The 7,809-nt window shown below is 70.3% G+C and carries 6 protein-coding genes; 4 read left to right on the plus strand and 2 right to left on the minus strand.

Annotated features, from left to right (window positions below; translation table 11 throughout):
• The 4 genes from A9X05_RS21345 to dxs form a co-directional block, all read left to right on the plus strand.
• The coding region (locus tag A9X05_RS21345; RefSeq protein ID WP_156736878.1) for an APC family permease at positions 1-1,125 on the plus strand (1,125 nt) is incomplete at its 5' end.
• 29 nt (positions 1,126-1,154) lie between these two features.
• Positions 1,155-2,345: a class I SAM-dependent RNA methyltransferase gene (locus tag A9X05_RS21350; protein ID WP_067748639.1), complete on the plus strand. Its 1,191-nt coding sequence runs from the start codon at positions 1,155-1,157 to the stop codon at positions 2,343-2,345.
• 169 nt (positions 2,346-2,514) lie between these two features.
• Positions 2,515-3,978, plus strand: a complete 1,464-nt coding sequence (locus A9X05_RS21355; RefSeq protein WP_067748640.1) for a cation:proton antiporter — start codon at positions 2,515-2,517, stop codon at positions 3,976-3,978.
• Between the two features lie 57 nt (positions 3,979-4,035).
• Positions 4,036-5,949 carry a 1-deoxy-D-xylulose-5-phosphate synthase gene (dxs, locus tag A9X05_RS21360; protein WP_067748642.1) on the plus strand — a complete coding sequence of 638 codons (1,914 nt, stop codon included), beginning with the start codon at positions 4,036-4,038 and terminating at the stop codon, positions 5,947-5,949.
• Positions 5,950-6,093: 144 nt separating this feature from the next.
• Here dxs and A9X05_RS21365 read toward each other — a convergent pair whose 3' ends face one another.
• Positions 6,094-7,398, minus strand: coding sequence for a ribonuclease D (locus A9X05_RS21365; RefSeq protein WP_067748645.1), 1,305 nt, complete (start codon positions 7,396-7,398; stop codon positions 6,094-6,096).
• 1 nt (position 7,399) lies between these two features.
• Positions 7,400-7,809 (minus strand): DUF3000 domain-containing protein (locus A9X05_RS21370; RefSeq protein WP_082950498.1); only part of this gene is annotated, 410 nt, incomplete at its 5' end.

The raw sequence follows: 7,809 nt of genomic DNA on the forward strand, positions 1-7,809 counted from the left end.
GATCCCGCCCGGCAATTGACCGGCGCGCCGCCCGGCTACTACCAGAAGACGCTGGTCACCCAGCTGGCGGAAACGGTCTTCGGCAGCTTCCACATCGGCTTCCTGCTGATCGCAACGGTCACCGCGCTCATCCTGGTGCTGGCGGCCAACACGGCGTTCAACGGCTTCCCGGTGCTGGGTTCGGTCCTGGCGCAGCACAGTTATCTGCCGCGCCAGCTGCACACGCGGGGCGACCGGTTGGCGTTCTCCAACGGCATCCTGTTCCTGTCCGGGGCGGCGCTGCTGGCGATCATCGCGTTCCGCGCCGAGGTCACCGCACTGATCCAGCTGTACATCGTCGGCGTGTTCATTTCCTTCACGCTGAGCCAGATCGGCATGGTGCGGCACTGGACCCGGTTGCTGCGCACCGAAACCGACCCCCGCGCGCGCCGCAAGATGATGCGCTCCCGCGTCGTCAACACGGTCGGATTGCTCTCCACCGGCGCCGTTCTGTTGGTCGTCCTGGTCACGAAGTTTGTCGCCGGCGCGTGGATCGCGCTCTTCGCGATGGGTTTGCTGTTCTTGATCATGAAGATGATCCACCGGCACTACGGCACCGTCACCAGGGAGCTGGAGGAGCAGGCCGCCGCCCAGCACGACGTGGTGCTGCCGAGCCGCAACCACGCCCTGGTGCTGGTGTCGAAGCTGCATCTGCCGACGCTGCGCGCGCTGGCCTACGCGCGCGCGACCCGTCCCGATGTTCTCGAGGCGCTCACCGTCAGCGTCGACGACGGCGAAACCCGCGAGCTGGTGCACCAGTGGGAGGAAAGCGACATCAGCGTGCCGCTGAAGGTGATCGCGTCGCCGTATCGCGAAATCACCCGTCCCATACTGGATTACGTCAAGCGGGTCAGTAAGGAATCAGCGCGCACCGTCGTCACCGTGTTCATCCCCGAGTACGTGGTGGGGCATTGGTGGGAGCAGGTGCTGCACAACCAAAGCGCGCTGCGGCTCAAGGGCCGGCTGCTGTTCATGCCCAACGTGATGGTGACTTCGGTTCCGTGGCAACTGAATTCGTCTGAGCGGCTGCAGACGCTGCAGCCGCATGTGGCCCCGGGGGACACCCGTCGGGGAATCTTCGATTGATGCGCGAATCGCCTCGCAGACCCAGCGCGGTGCTGCCCGCGGGTGAGGAACTCACGCTGGTGACCGGCGCCCCGGCCAACGGCGGCAGCTGTGTGGCGCACCACGAAGGGCGAGTGGTGTTCGTCCGCTACGCGCTGCCGGGCGAGCGAGTGCGGGTCCGGGTGACCGCCGACCGCGGATCCTATTGGCACGCAGAGACCCTCGAGGTGCTGGAACCGGCCGACGGCCGCGTCGAGTCGCTGTGCCCCATCGCCGGGGTGGACGGGGCCGGGTGTTGCGACCTGGCGTTCGCCGCGCCGGAGGCGGCGCTGGTCCTCAAGGCCCAGGTGGTGGCCAACCAGCTGGAGCGGCTGGGCGGGCACCACTGGGCCGGCGAGGCCGAACCGCTGTCGGATTCCGGGCCGACGGGGTGGCGCACGCGGGTCCGGCTCGATGTCGGCGCGGACCGTCGGCCCGGGTTTCACCGGTACCACAGCGACGATCTGGTGACCGACCTGCGCTGCGCGCAATTACCGTCCGGCATGCTCGACGGGCTCGCCCAATCGGACTGGCCCCCGACGGCCCAATTGCACGTAGTCGTCGACGACGACGGCGCGCGCCACGTGGTGCGCACGCTGCGGCAGGGCAAACGGACAGCGACCAAGGTCGTGGAGGGCGGCTACGAGGCGATCCAGCGGGTGGACGGGCGCAGCTGGCAGATCCCGGTGACGGCATTCTGGCAGGCGCACCGCTGCGCGGCGGCGGTGTACAGCCGGCTGGTCGCCGACTGGGCGCAGCCCGGGCCGGGCGCGACCGCCTGGGATCTGTACGGCGGCGCGGGCGTTTTCGCCGCGGCGCTGGGAGCGGCGGTGGGCGAGTCCGGGCGGGTGCTGAGCGTGGACACCTCCCGCGCGGCGACGCGGTCCGCCCGCGCCGCGCTGGACGACCTGCCGCAGGTGCAGGTCGTCACCGACTCCGTGCGCCGGGCGCTCGGCGCGCAACGCTCGAGCGCCGATGTGGCGGTGCTGGACCCGCCCCGGGCGGGTGCGGGGCGCGAAATCATCGAGCTGCTGGCGGCGGCCGGGGTTCCGCGGGTGGTGCACATCGGTTGCGAGGCGGCGTCTTTCGCGCGCGACATCGGCCTCTATCTCGGCCAGGGCTATGCCGTCGAGAAAATCAAGGTCTTCGACGCGTTCCCGCTCACGCATCACACCGAGTGCGTAGCACTGTTGACCCGCTAGCGATTAGAGGAAGGGCGCCGCAGCCGATAGACTCCGTCACGGTGTGCCGGGAAGTCTGGTCGGCGATGTCCTCGATGTCCCCGTCGACCAACCGAAAGGCTTAGGTGCCTACCATCGAAGAGCGGGCCGCGCCCGCCGACGCATCAAGCGGTATCGGACGGCGGCCATCGTGACCGAGACTCTTCGTTACGCGCTGATCATTTTGTTCTGCAGCGCAGTCGGTTTGGTCGCCGTCCTGGCGAACCGCCTCACCGAGCGGGTCAAGATCCCGGTGCCCCTGCTCGTGCTGGTCGGGGCCGCCGTGGTTGTACACGCGGTGCCGGCGGTGCAGTCGCCGTCCGAGCCGACCGTCGAGCGGGTGATCACGATCGCGCTGGTGTTGGTGTTGTTCGACGGCGGCATGCACATCGGGCCATCGCGGTTCCGCGCGGCCGCCATCCCGATCCTGTCGGTGGGCGTGTTGGGGACCGCCCTGACCGCCGCCGGGGCGGCCCTGGTGGTGCACTACGCGTTCGGAATCGCCTGGTTCCCGGCGGTACTCGTCGCCACGGCCGTGGCCCCCACTGATCCCGCCGTCGTCTTCTCGGTCCTGGGCAAACGCGAGATCCGGGGCCGCAGCAGCACCATCTTGGAGGGCGAGTCCGGCGCCAACGACCCGGTCGGCATCTCCCTGATGTCCAGCCTGATCGCCGCGGGCGGCCTGAGCGCGGCCGGATTCGCCGGTGTGGGAACGCAATTCGTTCTCCAGATGGCGGTCGGGCTGGCCGTCGGGGTGATCGGCGGCCGGGCCCTGCTCGTCTTCATGCGAAGGGTCGCCCTGCCGAGCGAAGGCCTCTACCCGCTGCGCACGCTGGCGTCGTGCCTGATGCTGTACGGCATCGCGACGCTCGCGCACGGCTCGGGGTTCCTGGCCGTATTCGTCGCCGGCATCGTGATCGGCGACGCTCGTGCGCCGTACAAGCCGGAGATCAAGCGGTTCCACGCCGCCCTGGCGGGGCTGGCCGAAATCGTCGCGTTCGCCTTTCTCGGCCTGACGGTGGACATCAACGTCCTGGCCCACCCGGACGTGTGGATTCCCGGGGTCGCACTCGGTGTCGCGCTGACATTGTTGATCCGGCCGCTGGCGGTGGGCTCGTGCCTGGTTCCGGTCCGGCTGCGACGCAACGAACGCATCTTCGTCCTCTACGCCGGGCTCAAGGGGGCGGTGCCGATCCTGTTGGGCGAGTTCCTTCGGGCCGCCCACGTCCCCGGCGCCGAACGCCTCTACGGCATCGTGGTCATCGTCGTCATCTTCTCCGTGCTGGTGCAGGGCAGCTCCGTGCCCGGTGTGGCCCGGCTGCTGCGGCTACCGATGCGGACCGTGGAGACCCAGCCGTGGCAGATCGGGGTCCGGCTCGCGGACGAACCGCAGGGCGTCCATCGCTTCAGCGTCGCCCGCGGGTCGACCGCCGAGGGGTGCACCGTCGAGGGCCTCAGTGACCGGGTCGGCGACATCTGGGTGAGCATTGTGGTCCGCACCACCGGCCTGGTGCCCGTGCGGGGCGACACCGAGCTTCGGGCCGGTGACGAGGTCGTTGTCCTGGCAGATCCCGAACTTCGCGACAGCCTGGCCGAGCTTTTCGGCCGCTCGTAGGCCTTGCGGCTCCGCTGCTTCCCTGTCGTTCCCGCGGACGCTGCGTAGACTATCGGGATGCTGGAACAGATCCGCGGGCCCGCTGATCTGCAACACCTGTCCCAACCGCAGCTGCGCGAACTGGCCGCCGAGATTCGCCAGTTCCTGATTCACAAGGTCGCTGCCACCGGGGGACACCTGGGGCCCAACCTCGGCGTCGTCGAGCTGACGCTGGCGCTGCATCGGGTGTTCGACTCGCCGCACGACCCGATCGTGTTCGACACCGGCCATCAGGCGTACGTCCACAAGATGCTGACCGGTCGCGCCCAGGACTTCGAGAGCCTGCGCAAGAAGGGCGGCCTGTCGGGCTATCCGTCGCGCGCCGAGAGCGAACACGACTGGGTCGAGTCCAGCCACGCCAGCGCCGCCCTGTCGTACGCGGACGGCCTGGCCAAGGCGTTCGAGCTGACCGGCCACCGCAACCGGCACGTGGTCGCGGTGGTCGGCGACGGCGCGCTCACCGGCGGCATGTGCTGGGAGGCGCTGAACAACATCGCGGCCTCGCGCCGGCCGGTGATCATCGTGGTCAACGACAACGGCCGCAGCTACGCGCCGACGATCGGCGGTGTCGCCGACCACCTGGCCACCCTGCGGCTGCAGCCGGCCTACGAGCAGGCGCTGGAGAAGGGCCGCGACGCGGTGCGCTCGATGCCGTTCTTCGGCGAGCTCGCCTACCGGTTAATGCACAGCGTCAAGGCCGGCATCAAGGACTCGCTGTCCCCGCAGCTGCTGTTCACCGACCTCGGGCTGAAATACGTCGGCCCTGTCGACGGCCACGACGAACGCGCGGTCGAGATGGCGCTGCGGCACGCCCGCGGCTTCGGCCGGCCGGTGATCGTGCACGTCGTCACCCGTAAGGGCATGGGCTTCGGCCCGGCCGAGGACGACGAGGCCGAGCAGATGCACTCCTGCGGCGTGATCGACCCGGTCACCGGGCAGGCCACCAAGGTCGCCGGGCCCGGCTGGACCGCCACCTTCTCCGACGCGCTCATCGGTTACGCCAAGAAGCGCCGCGACATCGTGGCCATTACCGCGGCGATGCCGGGCCCGACCGGGCTCAGCGCCTTCGGCCAACAGTTCCCGGATCGTCTCTTCGACGTCGGCATCGCCGAGCAGCACGCGCTGACGTCGGCCGCGGGCCTGGCGATGGGCGGCATGCACCCCGTGGTGGCCATCTACTCGACGTTCCTCAACCGCGCCTTCGACCAGATCATGATGGACGTGGCGTTGCACAAGCTGCCCGTCACCATGGTGCTGGACCGCGCCGGCATCACCGGCTCGGACGGTGCCAGCCACAACGGCATGTGGGACATGTCGATGCTTGGCATCGTCCCGGGCATGCGGGTGGCCGCGCCCCGGGACGCCACCCGGCTGCGCGAGGAGCTCGGCGAGGCCCTCGACGTCAACGACGGCCCGACCGCCCTGCGGTTCCCCAAAGGCGATGTGGGCGAAGACATTCCGGCGCTCGAGCGGCGCTCGGGCGTGGACGTGCTGGCGGTGCCGGCCGCCGGATTGAACCACGATGTGCTGCTGGTGGGCGTCGGCGCGTTCGTCCCGATGGCGTTGGAGGTGGCCAAGCGGCTGCACAACCAGGGGATCGGCGTGACGGTGATCGACCCGCGCTGGGTGCTACCGGTGTCCGACGGGGTGCTCGAACTCGCCGCGCAACACAAACTGGTCGTCACGTGCGAGGACAACGGGGTCAGCGGCGGCGTCGGGTCGGCGGTGTCCGCCGCGTTGCGCAACGCCGAGATCGACGTTCCGTGCCGCGACGTCGGCCTGCCGCAGCGGTTCTACGAGCACGCCTCGCGGGGTGAGCTGCTGGCCGACCTCGGGTTGACCGATCAGGACGTGGCCCGCCGCGTCACCGGCTGGGTGGCCGCCTTGGGCAGTTCCGTCACCGAAGCGGAGATCCGCGAACACCTCGACTAGTCAGCGGAGCGGGTCGCCACCCACCATCGTCGCGAGTGCATTCGGGGCGTTGAGTGTGCGCTCACGGCGGGATCTCGCCGATTTCTCCGCCCAGCGCTCACCAGCAATGCCCACGATTCACCCTCGATGCGTGAACGCCCCGAGCTAATCGCCGGCCTCGGCCGGGGGCTGCAGCGCCTGCGCCAGCGGGGGATCCACCAATTCCCGCTGCCACCGCCGGGCCTGCCCGGCGCGCAGGAACGTCTCGACGGCGTCGAGGGGATCGGGCGCCGGCTCCCAGTCCCAGCACAACCGGCGCACCAAATCGGGCGAGACGAGGTTTTCGGTGGGGACGTGGACCTGCTCCGACACCCGCGACAGGGCCGCCCGCGCCGCCTCCAGCCGTGCGGCCGCCTCGGGTTTGCGCCGGCTCCAGCGTGCCGGCGGAGGCGGGCCGTTGGGCGGTTCGGCGTCGACGGGCGGATTCTTGGTTTGCCGGGCCGCCTCCAGCGCCCCCAGCCAGGTGGCGGCGCTGCGGCGTTGATTGCGTCCCCCGAACACCGGCAACGCGGTGAGGTCCTCGATCGTCTTCGGGTCGGCGAGGGCGGCCTCGATGATGGCCGAGTCGGGCAGGATGCGCCGCGGGGCGATGTCGCGGCGCTGGGCGATGCGGTCGCGCGTCAGCCACAGCTCGCGAACCGCGGCCAGCCCCCGCTGGTCGCGCACCCGGTGGATGCCCGACGTGCGGCGCCACCGGTCGGGTCGCGCCGCGGCGCTGGGGTCCCTGGACCCCACCGCCCGTAGGTAGTCGAATTCCTCTGCGGCCCAACCGGTTTTACCCTGCTGGTCCAGGACGTCGGCGATCGCGGCGCGCAGCTCGATGAGCAGCTCGACGTCCAGCGCCGCGTAGTTCAGCCATTCCTCGGGTAGCGGGCGCTTGGACCAGTCGGCCGCGCCGTGGCCCTTGGCCAGTCCGGACCCCAGCAGTCGCTCGACCATCGTCGCCAGGTTCACCCGCTCGAAACCGGCCAGCCGCCCGGCGAGCTCGGTGTCATACAGAGCCGGCGGCCGCAGGCCGACCTCCGCGAGGCAGGGCAGGTCCTGGTCGGCGGAATGCAGGATCCATTCGTCTTCGCTCAGCACCTCGGCGACGGGCCGCAGCGCCTCCACCGGGTCGGCCCCGTGGCTGACCGGGTCGATGAGCACCGTGCCGGCGCCGGCCCGGCGGATCTGAATCAGGTAGGCCCGGTTGGAGTACCGGAACCCCGACGCCCGCTCGGCGTCCACGGCGAACGGTCCGCGCCCACGCTCCAGGAGCTTCGCGGCCTCCTGGATCTGCCGGGCGGTCACCGAGAGGTCGGGAATTCCTTCGGCAGGGTGCAGCAGCGGCGTGGGCTGGGGTTCGGGATTGTCGGGCTCGCTGTTGTCGGGCGCAGTGCTGCCGGGCCCGGGGGCATCCGGTTCGCACATGTCAGGCGCGTGACCGGGAGCTCAGATCGGTGACGCCGGTCGGCGGGAGGCCCGCCGCGTGTTCCAGTACCTCACAGAAGGCTTCGACGTGGACGCCGACTTGCGGCGTGGTCGCCGTCCACGACGCCCGCAGCTCCAGTTGGTGGGCGCGCGGGGGCCCGGAGATGTCCCCGTAGCGCACTGACGTGGTGGCGGTGACGGTGCCGCCCAGGGCGGTGACCTGCTCCATCCGGGACTCGAGCGCGTCCACCAGCCAGCTCCAGGCGACCTCGGGCAGCAGGGGGTCGACGGCCTCGCTGGGGTCCAGGTCGGCCTGGATGTAGGCGACCAGCCGGATGGTGCCGTCCCACGCGTCGGCGCCTTCCGGGTCGTACAGCAGGATGAGTCGGCCGAAGGCGTCGCCGTCGGACC

Source organism: Mycobacterium sp. E3298 (genome assembly GCF_001666895.1).
GTDB lineage: Bacteria > Actinomycetota > Actinomycetes > Mycobacteriales > Mycobacteriaceae > Mycobacterium.